The 14,817-nt window shown below is 70.5% G+C and carries 14 protein-coding genes; 10 read left to right on the forward strand and 4 right to left on the reverse strand.

Features of this window, described 5'->3' with window-relative positions; genetic code table 11:
* The first annotated feature begins 1 nt into the window (after position 1).
* The 9 genes from OG210_RS27895 to OG210_RS27935 all read left to right on the forward strand — a co-directional run bounded on the left by OG210_RS27895 (position 2) and on the right by OG210_RS27935 (position 7,528).
* A complete protein-coding gene (locus OG210_RS27895; RefSeq protein WP_328324613.1) occupies positions 2-625 on the forward strand; it encodes a riboflavin synthase in 624 nt (207 codons plus the stop codon).
* A 1-nt stretch (position 626) separates the two neighbouring features.
* Positions 627-1,280 (forward strand): nicotinamide mononucleotide transporter family protein, encoded by a 654-nt coding sequence (locus tag OG210_RS27900; RefSeq protein ID WP_328324611.1) that lies wholly within the window; start codon positions 627-629, stop codon positions 1,278-1,280.
* Positions 1,277-2,560, forward strand: coding sequence for a bifunctional 3,4-dihydroxy-2-butanone-4-phosphate synthase/GTP cyclohydrolase II (locus OG210_RS27905; protein WP_328324609.1), 1,284 nt, complete (start codon positions 1,277-1,279; stop codon positions 2,558-2,560). The genes OG210_RS27900 and OG210_RS27905 overlap by 4 nt, the downstream gene beginning before the upstream one ends.
* 54 nt (positions 2,561-2,614) lie before the next feature.
* Positions 2,615-3,100, forward strand: a complete 486-nt coding sequence (gene ribH, locus OG210_RS27910) for a 6,7-dimethyl-8-ribityllumazine synthase (protein ID WP_328316403.1) — start codon at positions 2,615-2,617, stop codon at positions 3,098-3,100.
* A 34-nt stretch (positions 3,101-3,134) separates the two neighbouring features.
* On the forward strand, positions 3,135-3,407 hold the full coding sequence (locus OG210_RS27915; RefSeq protein ID WP_164266345.1) for a phosphoribosyl-ATP diphosphatase: 273 nt from the start codon (positions 3,135-3,137) through the stop codon (positions 3,405-3,407).
* Positions 3,408-3,533: 126 nt separating this feature from the next.
* Entirely contained in the window at positions 3,534-4,382 is an 849-nt protein-coding gene (gene hisG, locus OG210_RS27920; RefSeq protein ID WP_328324607.1) for an ATP phosphoribosyltransferase, read from the forward strand.
* 23 nt (positions 4,383-4,405) lie between these two features.
* Positions 4,406-4,873, forward strand: a complete 468-nt coding sequence (locus OG210_RS27925; protein ID WP_328324605.1) for a PH domain-containing protein — start codon at positions 4,406-4,408, stop codon at positions 4,871-4,873.
* Positions 4,874-5,087: 214 nt separating this feature from the next.
* Positions 5,088-6,431, forward strand: a complete 1,344-nt coding sequence (locus OG210_RS27930) for a hemolysin family protein (protein ID WP_371539213.1) — start codon at positions 5,088-5,090, stop codon at positions 6,429-6,431.
* Positions 6,428-7,528 carry a hemolysin family protein gene (locus OG210_RS27935; RefSeq protein WP_328324601.1) on the forward strand — a complete coding sequence of 367 codons (1,101 nt, stop codon included), beginning with the start codon at positions 6,428-6,430 and terminating at the stop codon, positions 7,526-7,528. Before OG210_RS27930 ends, OG210_RS27935 begins: the two co-directional genes overlap by 4 nt.
* 26 nt (positions 7,529-7,554) lie before the next feature.
* Here OG210_RS27935 and OG210_RS27940 read toward each other — a convergent pair whose 3' ends face one another.
* The gene (locus OG210_RS27940) at positions 7,555-9,456 is read right to left on the reverse strand and encodes an AAA family ATPase (protein WP_328324599.1); all 1,902 of its coding nucleotides are present in this window, start codon (positions 9,454-9,456) and stop codon (positions 7,555-7,557) included.
* Positions 9,457-9,886: 430 nt separating this feature from the next.
* On the reverse strand, positions 9,887-10,468 hold the full coding sequence (locus OG210_RS27945) for a hypothetical protein (RefSeq protein ID WP_328324597.1): 582 nt from the start codon (positions 10,466-10,468) through the stop codon (positions 9,887-9,889).
* A gap of 172 nt (positions 10,469-10,640) precedes the next feature.
* On the opposite strand from OG210_RS27945, the gene OG210_RS27950 reads away from it, so the two are divergent.
* On the forward strand, positions 10,641-12,032 hold the full coding sequence (locus tag OG210_RS27950) for a peptidase C39 family protein (RefSeq protein ID WP_328324595.1): 1,392 nt from the start codon (positions 10,641-10,643) through the stop codon (positions 12,030-12,032).
* Positions 12,033-12,371: 339 nt separating this feature from the next.
* On the opposite strand, the gene OG210_RS27955 is transcribed toward OG210_RS27950, so the two are convergent.
* Both OG210_RS27955 and OG210_RS27960 read right to left on the reverse strand, forming a co-directional pair.
* Positions 12,372-13,121, reverse strand: a complete 750-nt coding sequence (locus OG210_RS27955; protein WP_328324593.1) for a sulfite exporter TauE/SafE family protein — start codon at positions 13,119-13,121, stop codon at positions 12,372-12,374.
* A gap of 145 nt (positions 13,122-13,266) precedes the next feature.
* Positions 13,267-14,631: an MBL fold metallo-hydrolase gene (locus OG210_RS27960; protein ID WP_328324591.1), complete on the reverse strand. Its 1,365-nt coding sequence runs from the start codon at positions 14,629-14,631 to the stop codon at positions 13,267-13,269.
* Between the last annotated feature and the right edge of the window lie 186 nt (positions 14,632-14,817).

Raw genomic sequence — 14,817 nt, forward strand, 5'->3', positions numbered from 1 at the left:
CGTGTTCACCGGAATCGTCGAAGAACTGGGTGAGGTCACCGCCGTCGAGAACCTCGGCGACGCCTCCCGCTTCCGCCTGCGCGGACCGGTCGTGACCGAGGACGCCAAGCACGGCGACTCCATCGCCGTCAACGGTGTCTGTCTCACCGTGGTCGACTCCGGCGGCGGCGAGTTCACCGCCGATGTCATGGCCGAGACACTCAACCGCTCCAGCCTCGGCGCGCTCGCCACGGGCTCCCGGGTCAACCTCGAACGTCCCATGGCGCTCGGCGGCCGCCTCGGCGGACACCTCGTACAGGGCCATGTGGACGGCACCGGCACGGTCGTGGAACGCAAACCGTCCGACCACTGGGAGATCGTGAAGATCTCGCTCCCGGCCGGCCTCTCCCGGTACGTCGTGGAGAAGGGCTCCATCACCGTCGACGGAGTCAGCCTCACCGTCGTCGACGCCGGACCCGACTACTTCACCATCAGCCTCATTCCCACCACCCTCGCCCTGACCACCCTCGGCATCAAGCAGGCGGGCGACCCGGTCAACCTCGAAGTGGACGTACTCGCCAAGTACGTCGAGCGGCTGCTCGGCGCCGACGGCACCCGAGCCACACCCGGACCGGAGGGCAGCTGAAGTGAGCGCACTGACCTGGCTGAACACCGAGGCGTTCACCGTGCTCGGCCAGCACATCCTGTGGTCCGACATGATCGGCAACACCATCGGACTGATCGCGCTCGCCCTCGGCTGGCGCCGCTCGGTCCTGACGTGGCCGGCGCAGTTCCTCTCCGGCGTCATCCTCGTCGGCGCGTACTCCTCGGCCCATCTCAGCGGCGGAGTCGGCAAACAGCTGCTGGTCATCGGGGTGGCCCTGTGGGGCTGGCGGGCCTGGACCCGGGGCAGACAGCAGGCCCAGGACGGCAGTATCGCCGTGCGGTTCGCCAGTTGGCGCGAGCGCGGACTGCTGCTGGCGGGCGCCGTGGTCGGCACCGTCGCCGTGGCCTCTCTCTTCCTCGCCGTCCCCTCCCTGTCCTGGAGCCCGTGGGCCGACGCCTACATATTCGTCGGCACCCTGGTCGCGATGGTCGCCCAGGCGCGCGGTCTCGTCGAATTCTGGTTCGCGTGGCTGCTCGTCGACCTCGTCGGCGTCCCCCTCGCCTTCCACAGCGGCCTGGCCTTCTCCGGCCTGGTCTACGTGGTCTACTTCGCGCTCGTCCTCTGGGGCCTGCGTGACTGGTGGCTGCGCTCCCGTACGAGCGTCAAGCCCGCCCTGGAAGGAGCAGCAGCATGACTGCCGAGCCCGTCTGGTACTCGACCGACAACGTTGAGGACCTCTCACTCGACCCCGTGGAACAGGCCATACGCGACATCGCGGCGGGCCGCCCCGTGGTGGTCGTCGACGACGAGGACCGCGAGAACGAGGGCGACCTCGTCATCGCCGCCGAGAAGGCCACCCCCGAGACCGTCGCGTTCATGATGAGCGAGTGCAGGGGGCTGATCTGCGCACCCATGGAGGGTGACGAGCTGGCCCGGCTCGACCTCCCGCAGATGGTCGAGAACAACACCGAGTCGATGAAGACGGCCTTCACCGTCTCCGTCGACGCGGGCCCCGCGCACGGGGTCACCACCGGTATCTCCGCTGCCGACCGTGCGACCACCCTGCGGCTGCTCGCCGACGGCCGGGCCGGCGCCGGGGACTTCGTACGCCCCGGGCACGTCTTCCCGCTGCGGGCCAGGCCCGGCGGGGTGCTCGTGCGCAACGGGCACACCGAGGCGGCCGTCGACCTGGCCCGGCTGGCCGGTCTGCGCCCGGCCGGCGCGATCGTCGAGATCGCGGGGGAGGACGGGGTGATGCTGCGGCTGCCCGAGCTGGTGCCGTTCGCACGCAAGCACGGCCTCACGATCATCTCCATCGAGGACCTGATCGCCTACCGCCGCAGCTCCGAACCGCTGGTCCGCCGCGAGGCGACCGTCCGCCTCCCCACCGCCTACGGCGAGTTCACCGCGTACGGCTACCGCTCCATCGCCGACGGCATCGAGCATGTCGCCCTGGTCCACGGGGAGATCGGGGACGGCGGCGACGTCCTGGTGCGGATCCACTCCGAGTGCCTCACCGGCGACATCTTCCACTCGCTGCGCTGCGACTGCGGCCCCCAGCTGGAAGCCTCCATGGAGCGTGTCACCAGCGAGGGCCGGGGCGTCGTCGTCTACCTGCGCGGCCACGAGGGGCGCGGCATCGGACTGCTGTCCAAGCTGCGCGCCTACGAGCTCCAGGAGCGCGGCCGCGACACCCTGGACGCCAACCTGGAACTCGGACTCCCCGCCGACGCGCGCGACTACGGCGCCGGCGCCCAGATCCTGGCGGACCTCGGGGTGCGCAGCCTGCGGCTGATGACCAACAACCCCGAGAAGACCGCCGCCCTCGTCCGGCACGGCCTGGATGTCACCGGGCGGGAGGCCATGCCCGTCCAGGCGGGCGAGCACAACCTCCGGTACCTGCGCACCAAGCGGGACCGGATGGGACACGACCTGCCCTGGCTGGACGCCTCGTCCGCCTGCGGCAACCAGTAGGACCGGGACAGCAGAAGGACCAGCCGGTCCGAGAAGCACGAGAGAGAGACAGACATGAGCGGCAAGGGCGCACCCGAACTCACCGTGAAGAACTGCGGCGACCTGCGCGTGGCCGTCATCGCGGCCCAGTGGCACGAGAAGGTCATGGACGGCCTCGTCGACGGCGCACTGCGCGCCCTGGGCGAGCTGGGCATCGACGAACCGACCCTCCTGCGGGTCCCGGGCAGCTTCGAACTCCCGGTGGTCGCCAAGGTCCTCGCGGGCCGCGGCTACGACGCGATCGTCGCTCTCGGCGTCGTCATCAGGGGCGGCACCCCGCACTTCGACTATGTCTGCCAGGGCGTCACGGGCGGCCTCACCCAGGTCTCGGTCGAGACCGGCGTCCCGATCGGTTTCGGCGTGCTGACCTGCGACACCGAGGAGCAGGCGCTGGACCGGGCCGGTCTCGAAGGATCCAACGAGGACAAGGGGCACGAAGCAGTCACCGCGGCTGTCGCCACCGCGACAACACTGCGCACGGTCAGTGAACCCTGGCGCTGAGTGCGGACGGGGACCCCGTACTCTTAGCAGCATCATGGCGAACAAAACCTTCGAAGAGCTCTTCTCCGAGCTCCAGCTCAAGGCCGCCAACGGCGACCCTTCCACTTCCCGTACCGCCGAACTGGTGGGCAAGGGCGTGCATGCCATCGGCAAGAAGGTCGTCGAGGAGGCAGCCGAGGTGTGGATGGCAGCCGAGCACGAGGGCAAGGAAGCCGCCGCCGAGGAGATCTCGCAGTTGCTGTACCACGTTCAGGTGATGATGGTCGCCCGTGGGATCTCACTCGACGACGTCTACGCCCACCTCTGAGCACCCGCCTCACTCACCGCACGTCCCGCACTCTCCGCGTACGTCAAGACACTCAGCACCCCGCAGTCACCAGCACTCTGCAATCACCAGCACTCCGCACACACTCCGCACGAAGGAAGCGACCTCATGCTGCGCATCGCCGTCCCCAACAAGGGTTCTCTCTCCGGGCCTGCGATGGCGATGCTCCATGAGGCCGGCTACCAGCAGCGCAAGGAGTCCAAGGAGCTCGTCCTCGTCGACCCGGTGAACCAGGTCGAGTTCTTCTACCTCCGCCCGCGCGACATCGCGATCTACGTCAGCTCCGGCAAGCTCGACATCGGCATCACCGGCCGCGACCTGCTGCTGGACTCCGGGGCCGATGCGGAGGAGATCCTCCAGCTCGGCTTCGCCCGCTCGACCTTCCGGTATGCCACCAAGCCCGGCACCGCGAAGGGGCCGGAGGACTTCGGCGGCCTGACGATCGCTACCTCCTACGAGGGAATCGTCGCCAAGGCCCTCGCCGACCAGGGCGTCGACGCGTCTGTCGTCCACCTCGACGGCGCCGTCGAGACGGCCATCGAGCTGGGCGTCGCCCAGGTCATCGCCGATGTCGTGGAGACCGGCACCTCACTGCGGAACGCCGGACTCGAAGTCATCGGCGAGCCGATCATGAAGTCCGAGGCCGTCGTCATCCGCCGGACCGGCGCCGAGGCCGACGAGCCCAAGGTGCAGCAGTTCCTGCGCCGCCTCCAGGGCGTCCTGGTGGCACGGAGCTACGTGATGATGGACTACGACTGCCGGGTCGAGCACCTGGAGCAGGCCGTGGCCCTCACCCCCGGCCTGGAGTCGCCGACCATCTCCCCGCTGCACCACGAGGGATGGGTAGCCGTCCGCTCGATGGTCGCGGCCAAGGAAGCCCAGCGGATCATGGACGACCTCTACGCACTCGGCGCCCGCGCCATCCTCACCACGGCCATCCACGCCTGCCGTCTCTGACCAGTACTAAGGACGCACGGATCATGACCGCCCCCGAACTTCCCGCCCTCCCGGTCACCTTCAGGCCGACCCGTACCCGGGTGGTGCTGCTGTCCGTGGGGACGGTCATGTTCGTCGTCCTCACGGTCGTCTCCCTGATGCTGGAGACCCTGAACCCCGGTGAACGCGTCTCGTTCATCTTCACCGCCGCGGTCTTCTTCGGGGTGCTGGCACTGCTCAGCCGTCCCAAGGTCGTCGCGGACGAGGACGGCGTCACCGTCGTCAATCTCACATCCAGGCGCCGACTGGCCTGGCCGGAGATCCTGCACGTCAACCTGCGCCCCGGCGACGCCTGGGTCTTCCTCGACCTCAGCGACGGCACCAGCCTCCCCGCCCTCGGTATCCAGCCCGGTATCGGCAAGGCCCAGGCCATCCGCGACGCCCGCGCCCTGCGCGCCCTGGCGGACTCACGCGGCCCCGCCGCCCCCGACCTGATCGCGCCGGCGGAGTAGCCCGGCCCGCCGGCCGGACAGGTGCGGCGGCTGAGCCCCTGACGCATCGGGCCGCTGTTTGATTATTCTGGAGCGGGGCGCCAGGTGCGCCCCGCCCCGCATCTGTGACCCCCGTGGTCCGCGGGGCACCCCTGCGACATGAGGAGTGATTCCTTCCAGCAATGGACGGATCATCCGGTAGTACGTGCGCCGCCCCCCTCCTGGAGGCGGCGGCATGACCATTCCCCTTCTGCTCCTCGGAGCGGCTTTCCTCCTGATCCTCGCCAACGGATTCTTCGTCGCGGCCGAATTCGGCCTCGTCACCGTGGAGCGGCCGGACGCCGAACGCGCCGCCGCGGACGGCGACCGGCGGGCCCGCACCGTCGTACGGGCCCTGCGGGAACTCTCCTTCCAGCTCTCCGGCACCCAGCTCGGCATCACCATCACCTCGCTGGTGGTCGGAATGCTCGCCGAGCCCGCGCTCGCGGAGCTGCTCACCGGACCGCTCACCGCCACCGGACTGCCCGAAGAGGCCGTGTCCGGGATCAGCGTGGTGCTCGGCATGATGCTCGCCGCCGCCGTGCAGATGGTGGTCGGCGAACTCGTTCCGAAGAACTGGGCGGTGTCCAGGCCGCTCCAGGTGGCCCGGTTCGTCGCCGGTCCCCAGCACCTCTTCTCGACCGCCTTCCGGCCGGTGATCAGTCTGCTGAACACCGTCGCCAACCGGCTGGTCCGGGCGCTCGGCGTCGAGCCCGCCGACGAGCTGGCCTCGGCCCGCACCCCCGGCGAACTCGTCTCGCTGGCCCGCCACTCGGCGCAGGCCGGCACGCTGGAACAGGACACGGCGGACCTCTTCGTACGGACCCTCTCGCTGGCCGGACTCACCGCCCAGCACGTCATGACCCCCCGGGTGAAGGTCAGCGCGCTCCAGTCGTCGGCGACGGCGGCCGACGTACTGAACCTCACCCGCGCCACCGGCCTCTCCCGCTTCCCCGTCTACCGGGAGCGCATCGACGAGATCGTCGGCATGGTCCATCTGAAGGACGCGCTTGCCGTCGCGGTACAGGCCAGGCACCGGACCTCGGTGGGACGGGTCGCCGTCGCACCGCTGCTGGTGCCCGAGACGCTGCCGGTGCAGCAGCTCCTGGAGCGGCTGCGCACCGAGCAGCCGATCGCCGTGGTGGTGGACGAGTACGGCGGCACCGCCGGAGTCGTCACTCTGGAGGACATCGTCGAGGAGCTGGTCGGGGAGGTCAGGGACGAGCACGACGGCGCCGACGCCGACCGCCCCGAGCTGTCCCAGGCCCCCGCCGAGGACGGCAACCCCGCCTGGGAGGCCGACGGCAGCTGCCGGGTCCTCACGCTGCAGCGGATAGGTCTTGAGGTCCCCGAGGGCCCGTACGAGACCGTCGCCGGCCTCGTGGCCGACCTGCTGGGACGCATCCCCGCCCCGGGCGACCGGGCGGAACTCCCCGGCTGGCGGCTCTCGGTCCGCAGGGTCGAGCGCTACCGTGCCGAGCGGGTGCGGCTGGTCCGTACCGCCGATGTGCCCGTCCCGGTCATGGAGGGCGTGCGATGAGCTTCCTCCAGCTCCTCTTCGCCGTCGCCCTGGTACTCGCCAACGGTTTCTTCGTCGGAGCCGAGTTCGCGCTCGTCTCCGTACGCCGCAGCCAGGTCGAGCCACTGGCCGCCGAGGGCTCCGCACGGGCCCGCAAGGTGCTGTACGGCCTGGAGAACCTGCCGCGGATGATGGCTGCCGCGCAGTTCGGCATCACCGTCTGCTCCCTGACACTGGGCGCCGTCGCCGAGCCGACCGTCGCCCACCTCCTCGAACCGGTCTTCCAGGCGGTCCGGCTGCCCGGCGGCCTGGTCCATCCGCTGGGGTACGCGATCGCTCTCGCGCTCGTGGTCTCGCTGCATCTGGTCATCGGCGAGATGGTCCCGAAGAACCTCGCCATGGCCGCACCCGAGAAGACCGCGCTCTGGCTCAGTCCCGGACTCGTCGGCTTCGCCCGGCTCTGCCGCCCGGTGACCGTGGCGCTCGGGGCCTGCGCCCGACTGGTGCTGAAGCTCTTCGGCGTCGAGCCCAAGGACGAGGTCGAGGCGGTCTTCACCAGCGAGCAGCTCAACCGGCTCGTCGAGGACTCGGGCCAGGCCGGCCTGCTGGACTCGGAGGCCCAGGAGCGTCTGGAGGACGCGCTGGAGCTGGGCAGCAGGCCGATCGCGGACGTGCTGATCGCCCGCGCCGACCTGATCACGGTGGCCCCCTCGGTCACCCCTCTGGCGATCGAGGAGCTGACCGTGCGCACCGGCTACTCGCGCTTCCCCGTCTGCGCGGACAGCGGTGCCTTCATGGGCTATCTGCACGTCAAGGACGTGCTCGACCTGGAGGACCGGGAACGGGCCGTCCCCCAGCAGGTCTGGCGCCCGATGGCGACGCTCCGCGCGGAGCTGCCGCTGGACGACGCGCTGACCGTCATGCGGCGCGCGGCCACCCATCTGGCCCAGGTCGCCGACGGATCGGGGAAGGTGCTCGGTCTGGTGGCGCTGGAGGACGTGCTGGAGAAGCTGGTCGGTGAGGTACGGGACCCGGCGCACCGGGAAGTCCCTGCACCGCAGGTGACCCGGGTGTCCGAGCCGCGCACCGACCGCAGCGAACAGGCGCTGGCCGGGTAGGTCCGCCCCCCCGGGGCGGGGACCGTTCAGAGCGGCGGCTCCTGCTGCCCGCGACCGACCGGTCCCCGCCCCGAGAGCACCTCCCCGTACGCCTGCATCAGGTCCGGCAGCCGCAGCGTCGACAGATCGTCCCGGCCCGGTGTCGTCGCGTACCCGGTCAGCCGTAGGTCCCGGTACGCGCAGCTTTTCTCGTACAGCGTGCGCAGGAACCGGCCGTTGCCCAGCTCGTCGATCCACCCCTGGTCCACCACATGGCCGGCGATCGAGCGCAGCTCGTCCAGCGACTCCGCGTCCCACACGTCGCCGTTCTCGGTCGCCAGTACCTCGCCGATGGCGGTCAGTTCCAGCGGCCGGTAGCTCGGGAAGTCGACCCGTGAGGTGAACCGCGACGAGAGCCCCGGATTGGTGGCGAGGAGACGGTCCATGCCCTCGGGGTAGCCGGCCAGGATGACCACCAAGTGGTCGCGGTTGTCCTCGGCCCGTTTCAGCAGGACCTGGAGCGCCTCGTCGCCGTAGGCGTCGCCCTTGCTGTAACCGGAGTTGGAGAGGCTGTACGCCTCGTCCACGAAGAGCACCCCGCCGAGCGCGGAGTCGATCAGCTCGTTCGCCTTCACCGCGGTCTGTCCCAGGAACTCGCCGACCAGATCGGCGCGCTGGGCCTCGATGAGATGGTCGCCGCCGAGCAGCCCGAGTGCGTAGAACACCCGGCCCAGGATGCGGGCCACGGTCGTCTTGCCGGTGCCCGAGGGGCCCGAGAAGACGAAGTGGCGCTTCGGCGGCTGCACGGGCAGCCCCTGGCCGGCCCGCAGCCGGGCCATGTTGAGCTGCGCGGACAGCGCTTTGACCTGACGTTTCACCGGTTCCAGGCCGACCATGCCCTCCAGCTCGTCCAGCGCACGCGCGAGCAGTTCGGGGTCGGTGGGCCCGGCCGGCAGATCCGGCGGGAACTGCCCGGCCGGGGAAGGATCCCGGTCCCGTACGGTGCCGGAGGGCGGAGCGGAGCCGCCGAGCGGATCGCCGCCCGGACTCCCCGGGCTCCCGGGCCTGGGGTCCCGCCCCTCCGCCGGATCGCCCTCCGCGAAGGCGCTGTCGGCCTGCCCGTCCACGGCGTCCTGCCCGAAACCGGCCAGCGAGACCGCGGCGTAGTCCACCGCGTCGTCGAACCCGTCGCCCTCGGAGATCGCGGCGAGCCGGGCAGCGGTGTCCATGAACGCCGGATCCACCCGGTGCACCGCCCGGTACAGCGGCAGGGCAGCGGCGCTGCGCCCGGTGCCCTCGTGAGCGCGGGCGAGCCAGTAGCGCAGCTCCTTGCGCTGCGGCTGCTCGCTGCGGCAGCGCATCAGCGCCGCCGAGAGCAGCGGTTCCGCCTGCCCGTACATCTCCAGGCGCACCCGCGCCATCCCGCCGAACAGTCCCGCCTCGATCCCCAGGACCGGATCGTCGACCAGCGAAGCGGTGTACCGCACCAGCCGCTCCCAGTCCTTGGCGAGGTACGCGCGGCACGCGTGCAGGAACCGCACCTGCGGATCGGTATCGACCGGCGGCAGCCCCGCCAGCGCCCGGTCCAGCTCCGGCACATGGCGTCCGTCCAGCCAGTGCGAGGCGTGCGCGAGGAGCAGATCGCGCGGGCTCTCCAGTACCGGCTGCACCCACCAGCCCAGCCAGTACCAGGAGTTGAGGGTGCGGCAGAGCCTGCCGCGCTGCTCGCCGAACCGCTCCCGGTGCCGGAACATCCGCAGTAACGCCGTGGTGGTGTCCACCCGTAGCGCATGCAGTCCGAGCCAGCCGTCGGCCATCCCCGGATCGAGCCGCACCGCGGCCCGGAACTCCTCCTCCGCCTGTGGATACGCCCCCATCGTGTAGGCGTCCACGCCTCTCAGCCAGGCGAGATCGGCCGGGGCGTGCGAGCCCTGCGTGCCGAAATCCATCACGTCCCCCACAGACCGTGCCCCCGTACCGTGCCGCCGGGCTCAGCGCCCTGCGGCCTGTGAACCGCCATGCAGCGGACGGGAATTGACCGGCGCCGCCCGAAGGGCATCGTACCTGCGCAGAGGCCCGGTACCGAAGGGTGCCGGAGCACTGGCTGCCCTGGGGGTGGGGCTCGCTCACGGTGACCGAGGGTGAGCGATCAGCGAGGCAGGCAGTCCGTTTGGGGCGGGAATGGGCAGAACGAAGCCCCCGATCACGGGGGAACAACCGGGGGCTTCGCGTCTGCGGCGGCTTCGAAAAGCCGCACATTGAGAACGTAAGACCTGTACGGGCCCTGGGTCAAGCGGAGTTGAAGCACTGGAAGGGCGGTTTTCCGCCGGGCGGAGGCCCTGGGGAGAGGTCATGACTATGTGTGACCAAATGGATCGCTCACGCGGTCACTGAGGGGGCCGGGAACCACTCGTAACCCTTGTGACACTCACGTACCAGCAGATCCGCGAATGGCCGGGAAGGGTCCCCGGCGAAGTGCCGGGTCTCCGCCGCCGTCCAGCCGTCCCAGAAGTCCGTCAGGGTCGGTCCGTCGCGGTGGCGGCCCCGCGCCCAGGACGCGGCCGCGCCCCGGTCCATCCAGAACAGCTGGGCGAGGTACGGGCGCAGGGCCCGGCGGCCCGCTCCCACCCCTTCCACAATGACGACGTCAGTCGCGCCGATGGTCCGCTCCGGGCCGAAGCGGCGCAGCGTCCAGTCGTACGGCGCGTACTCTGCGGGCTCGCCGCGGGTGAACGGCCCGATCACCTGCGCGTGCAGCCGCCCGGTCCAGTCGAACAGCTCCTGGTGGGTGGCGAGATCGTCCAGATGGAGTACGGGCGCACCCCCCAGCGCTTCGGCGAGCTTGGCCGAGAACGTGCTCTTCCCCGAGCCCGCGTGGCCGTCGACCGCGATCAGCCGAACCGGCCCGCAGGAGACGGGCCGTGCACGGATCGCGGCGGCGAGGCGGTCGAGGTCTTCCATGGGGTCAGCCTAGGAGTAGTCGGCGGGGCCGCAGGTCACGCCAGTGGTCGAGACCAATATTGGTCGCAGGACGCGAGGCGAATCACTGGCAGAAACGCGTCGTGAGCCGGGATAGTTGCCCCACTGTCGTGCAGTCGTCGCCCCATCCGTATCCGACTGGGGGTCCACCAACGTGACCAGTACCACTCCGCGCAGAACCGTCCTCGCCGCAGCGGTCGCCGCCGCCGCCGCGGCCGCAGCTGCCGCCGCCCCGGCCGTCGCCGCCCCGGCCGCCCCGAACGGCGTGCCGGCCGCCCCGCCCACCCCGCAGGCCGCCGGGGGAGGGCCCGTGACCCCGCTCGTGGACAACAGCGTCTGGGCCTCGTACACCGACTGGCGCTGCGGTACGGCCGACGGCACCAAGGCTGTTCCCGGCCACCGCTCCGGGCTGGTCATCGCGGCCCCCGCGGGCCGCACCGACTACACCGATCCGCACACCGGGAAGACCACGGCCTGGGAGTACGCGACCTGGACCTCGCCGGTCCACCACTCACAGGTCCCGGCCACCGAGGCCGTCGCCTCCTGGAACGCGCACACCCCGGCAGGCACCTGGATCCAGGCCGAACTGCGTGGCAGCTACACCGACGGCACCGAGACCCCCTGGTACGTGATGGGCCGCTGGGCCTCCGGCGACGCGGACATCCGGCGGACCTCCCTCGACGGCCAGGGCGACGGCAAGAGCTCCATCTCGACCGACACCTTCGCCATCGGCGACGCCGCGAGCGGGCTGCGGCTGGTCTCCTACCAGCTGCGGCTGACGCTGTACCGCACCCCGGGCACCCGGCTCACACCCACCGTCCGGCGGGTCGGGGCGATGGCATCGGACATCCCGGACCGGTTCACCGTCCCGCCGTCGGTCCCGCGGATCTCCCGCGAACTGACCGTCCCGCGCTTCTCGCAGAACATCCACGCGGGCCAGTACCCCCAGTACGACAACGGCGGCGAGGCCTGGTGCAGCCCCACCTCGTCCTCGATGATCATCAAGTACTGGGGGCGCGGGCCCACCGCCGCCGACCTGGCCTGGATCGATCCGTCGTACGCCGACCCCGAGGTCTGCCAGGCGGCCCGCTACACCTACGACTACCAGTACGAGGGCTGCGGCAACTGGCCCTTCAACGCCGCCTACGCGGCGACGTACGAGGGCATGAGCGCCGTGGTCACCCGGCTGGGATCGCTCGGTGACCTGGAGACCCTGATCAGCGTGGGTATCCCTGTCATCACCTCGCAGTCCTTCCTCAAGGAGGAGCTGACCGGCGCCGGTTACGGCACGTCGGGCCATCTGATGACGGTGATCGGCTTCACGGCCGACGGCGATGTGATCGCCAACGACCCCGCCTCGCCGAACGACGACGCGGTCCGCCATGTGTACCGGCGCGCCGAGTGGGAGAACATCTGGCTCCGCACGAAGCGGTACGACGCGAAGGGCAAGGTCACCAGCGGTACGGGCGGTGTCTGCTACCTCTACTGGCCCGCTGATCCGACACGGAGTCAGCGCCGGGTTCTGGAGTCGCTCGGCCTGCTGTGAGCATGTGCGGCGCTACGGCCGCCTCCACCACCTGACGGCGGCGTTCCCGGCCGTCCTGGGTGAGCTGGCCGTACTTGTCCACCGTGACCTTGATCGAGCGATGTCCGAGCCAGCGAGATACTTCGTGGATGGACACGCCGCTCGTCAAGGTCACGGTGGTCCATTGGGTCTGATGCAGAGTCGGGTGACAGGTGTGGTCACGCGGCCCTGCATGACGGCACGGAGCGCGGGCGATACCTCGGCAGGCCAGGTCAACCGGAGAGGAGGGCCGGTTGGCGGCCGGGGACACCCGGCGGATGCGGGCCCGCCTGGACAAGTTGTCGCCGGTCCGGGCTGCTGTCACGTCACGGTGTCGACGAGCATGAAGGCGGCCACGGCCAGCAGGACCACGGCGAATATGCGCTGCAAGTGGGGCGTGGAGACCTTCGCGGCTATGCGCTTTCCGTCCCAGGCGCCCAGGATCGCGGTTCCGATGAACGGGCCGATCAGCGCCCAGTCGACCGAGGCAGCGGTGCCGGAGCGAGTGGCCAGGGAGGCCAGTGAGTTGGCCGTGATGATCAGCAGGCTGGTGCCGACTGCGGCATCCATCTCGAAGGCCAGGACGGTGACCAGGGCGGGGACGGCGAGAAAGCCGCCGCCCACACCGAGCAGTCCGGTCAGCGTGCCGAGTGCGGCACCGGCCCCGGCTGCCTTGCCCGGCCGTACACCGCCGTCTCTGGGGCGGGCGGTGTCAGCGGGCCGGAGCATTTTGACGGCGGAGAGGGCGGCTATGGCGGCGAAGGCGAGGGTGAGGACGGCTTGAGGCAGGTGGGCGGAGGCGGCCCCAGCGACAGCCGCCGGAAGAATCCCGGCGGCTGCGAATGCCGCTCCGGCCTTCCACCGCACCCGCCCGGCCCGGGCGTGCGCGTACAGGGCGGTCAGAGACGTGGCGGTGACGATGATCAGGCTGGCGGTGGTGGCTGAGGCGGGGGTGAAGCCGAGCAGGTAGATCAGGGCGGGCACCGCCAGGACGCTGCCGCCGCCGCCGAGGGCGCCGAGCATCAGGCCGACAACGGCTCCTGCAATCAGGGCCAGGATCAGGGCGGTCACGCTATTCGCCCACTGTGTCTGCTGTCGCCGGCCGACGGCATCGCGGTACCGGTGACGCGGGGGTGGGCCTGTACGGGGCCGAGGCAGCCAAGAGCCTGGCGGTAGAGGAACATCACGTGCCTTCTGTGCAGATGGAGCAAGGGATTCAGGATTGGGTGAGGCTCAGGCCCGCGTCGGCGGCCGCCTCGAAGCTGTCATCGATGGCGACGACCTGTCGTCCGGCCGCGTCCAGGAGAGAAGCGGCGATCGCCGCGCGCATCCCGCCGGCGCAGTGCACCCACACCGTGCCGTCCGGCACGTCGCCGACCCGGCCGTGCAGTTCGTGGAGCGGAATGTGCACGGAGCCCTCGATGAAGCCGTTCGCACGTTCGGAATCCCGGCGCACATCCAGCACCACCGCGTCCTCGCCGCGCTTGTGCGCAGCGGCGAGGTCGGCGAAGCCGGCGCGGAGGAAGAAGGCGAGCCGTTCCCCCTGACGGACCCAGGCGGCCGGATCACCGGTGGCGGCGGCGGCAGGGCGGTCGATACCGACCCGGGTCAGCTCCCGCTGCGCCTCGGCAATCTGCGCCGGGGTGTCGCCGAGCAGGGTGACCGGCTTGCCCCACGGGATCAGCCAGGCCAGATAGGTGGCCAGCTTGCCTGTGCCCTCGAAGTTGAACGATCCGGCCACATGGCCGTCGGCGAAGGCGACCCGGCTGCGCAGGTCCACCACCCACTCACCCGCCGCCAGCCGTTCGGCGATCTGTGCGGCGTCGGCGGGCTCGGGCGGGGTCAGGTCGACGGGCCCGGGTCCGGCGGCGTTGGCCGGGCCCATGTGCGTGTAGTAGGCGGGCACGTTCTCCAGCCCGGCCAGGACCCGCTTCACGAAGTCGTCGACATCCAGGGTGAATGCGTCGTTGCCGGCGCGTTCCTGGCCGATCGTGCTTGCATCGCCCTCGGCTTGGGAGGAGGAGCAGAAGCTGCCGAAACCGTGCGTGGGCAGCACCGGCACCTCGTCGTCGAGTGTCGCCGCCAACCGGTGGACGGAAGCGTGCTGGGCACGGGCCAGTTGCTCGGTCAGCCGCGGGTCCACCAGGTCCGGTCGTCCCACGGAGCCGATCAGCAGCGAGCCGCCCGTGAAAGCAGCCACCGGCCTTCCCTCCTCCTCCAGGACGTACGAGGTGTGGTGCGGGGTGTGGCCCGGGGTGGCTATCGCGCGCAGCACCAGGTACTCGTCCACCTCGGACACGTCCCCGTCCGCGACAGGAGTGCGAGGGAAGGAGACGCGGGCCCCGACCGGGACGAGGTAGCGGGCGCCGGTGAGGCGGGCCAGTTCCAGCCCCCCGGTGATGTAGTCGTTGTGCACGTGCGTCTCCGCCACGTAGGCGATGCGCACCCCTCGCCGCGCAGCGAGGGCGATCACCTGATCGACGTCCCGCGGCGGATCGACCACGACCGCAGCTCTCCGACCCCCTGCCAGATAGCTACGGTTGCCCAGCCCCTCGAACTCCAGGGTGTCGACAAAAAACATGACGTGACTCCTCTTCGGGCTGGTGTACCCGGTTAATTCTGTTTCGGGAAGCCGCCGCCGAAGCTCCGGAACCGTTGCGCCACTCCGAACCGCTCACGATATTCGCGGTTCTCATTTCCTGGGCCATCGCGCAAACGGTCACCGTCTGGAATGGCGGTAGCGAATTTTCCGAAGACTGCGGCGGGC

Origin of the sequence: Streptomyces sp. NBC_00466 (assembly GCF_041433995.1) — a bacterium.
Classification (GTDB): domain Bacteria; phylum Actinomycetota; class Actinomycetes; order Streptomycetales; family Streptomycetaceae; genus Streptomyces.

What these genes read in the sequence shown, in the direction of transcription:
- OG210_RS27905 (WP_328324609.1), top strand. Translation starts at nt 1,277, where the DNA reads ATGACTGCCGAGCCCGTCTGGTACTCGACCGACAACGTTGAGGACCTC.
- ribH (WP_328316403.1), top strand. Translation starts at nt 2,615, where the DNA reads ATGAGCGGCAAGGGCGCACCCGAACTCACCGTGAAGAACTGCGGCGAC.
- OG210_RS27915 (WP_164266345.1), top strand. Translation starts at nt 3,135, where the DNA reads ATGGCGAACAAAACCTTCGAAGAGCTCTTCTCCGAGCTCCAGCTCAAG.
- hisG (WP_328324607.1), top strand. Translation starts at nt 3,534, where the DNA reads ATGCTGCGCATCGCCGTCCCCAACAAGGGTTCTCTCTCCGGGCCTGCG.
- OG210_RS27925 (WP_328324605.1), top strand. Translation starts at nt 4,406, where the DNA reads ATGACCGCCCCCGAACTTCCCGCCCTCCCGGTCACCTTCAGGCCGACC.
- OG210_RS27930 (WP_371539213.1), top strand. Translation starts at nt 5,088, where the DNA reads ATGACCATTCCCCTTCTGCTCCTCGGAGCGGCTTTCCTCCTGATCCTC.
- OG210_RS27935 (WP_328324601.1), top strand. Translation starts at nt 6,428, where the DNA reads ATGAGCTTCCTCCAGCTCCTCTTCGCCGTCGCCCTGGTACTCGCCAAC.
- OG210_RS27940 (WP_328324599.1), bottom strand. Translation starts at nt 9,456, where the DNA reads ATGGATTTCGGCACGCAGGGCTCGCACGCCCCGGCCGATCTCGCCTGG.
- OG210_RS27945 (WP_328324597.1), bottom strand. Translation starts at nt 10,468, where the DNA reads ATGGAAGACCTCGACCGCCTCGCCGCCGCGATCCGTGCACGGCCCGTC.
- OG210_RS27960 (WP_328324591.1), bottom strand. Translation starts at nt 14,631, where the DNA reads ATGTTTTTTGTCGACACCCTGGAGTTCGAGGGGCTGGGCAACCGTAGC.